This window comes from Aeromonas sp. QDB11 (genome assembly GCF_027705265.1).
Taxonomy (GTDB): Bacteria; Pseudomonadota; Gammaproteobacteria; order Enterobacterales; family Aeromonadaceae; genus Aeromonas; species Aeromonas allosaccharophila.
The window spans coordinates 1-790 of record NZ_JAPDBM010000212.1 but is presented as its reverse complement, the minus strand read 5'-3'; the positions used below and the strand labels follow the sequence as shown (position 1 = coordinate 790).

The following is a 790-nucleotide window of genomic DNA, read 5'->3' as shown; positions in this document are numbered from 1 at the left end:
CCCTCAGTGAGGGTGACGGCCAGGCGAATGGCGAGCCTTGGTTGCATCGCATCACCATAAAAATTAAATAAGATAAACAGTCAGTTAGGGATAAACATGAAATTACAACAACGGATGGAACGGCTGGTCAACGCGGTATGTGAAGGGATGTTTGAGCGGGAGGAGGTGATCTCGGTGGCACTGCTGGGTGCCTTGTGTGGTCAGAATACCTTTCTTTACGGCCCACCCGGCACGGCCAAAAGCCTGATCTCCCGTCGCATCGCCTGTGCCTTTGCCAATCCGGCCTACTTCGAGTATCTGATGAACCGGTTCAGTACCCCCGAGGAGGTCTTTGGCCCCATCTCGATCAAGGCACTCAAAGAAGATCGGTATGTTCGTAAAACCGAGCATTATCTGCCCCAGGCCGATTTCGCATTTCTGGACGAGATATGGAAATCGAGCCCGGCGATCCTCAATACCCTGCTGACACTTATCAATGAGCACACCTTTCGCAATGGCGAACAGATCGAGCAGGCCCCACTGAAAGCCTTGGTGGCTGCGTCGAATGAAACACCCGATGCCAATCAGGGGCTGGATGCGCTGTATGATCGCTTTATCATCCGCCTGATGGTCGGGCCCATTGAGCAGTCTGATAATTTTGAACGATTGCTGGCGTGTAAACCGACCGAGGCGGCTATCAGGATTGATGACTCGCTTGTTGTGAAGGCCGATGAGTGGGCTAAATGGCGAGAGCAACTGCATGAGGTGAGTTTGTCACCGGAAACCCTGACCATTATTCGCCTGATCCGCA

General features: G+C 52.9%; 1 protein-coding gene. It reads left to right on the top strand.

Annotated elements, in window-relative coordinates; all coding sequences use genetic code 11:
* Positions 1–96: 96 nt before the first annotated feature.
* Positions 97–790 (top strand): AAA family ATPase (locus OKC40_RS22720; protein ID WP_270797053.1); only part of this gene is annotated, 694 nt, incomplete at its 3' end.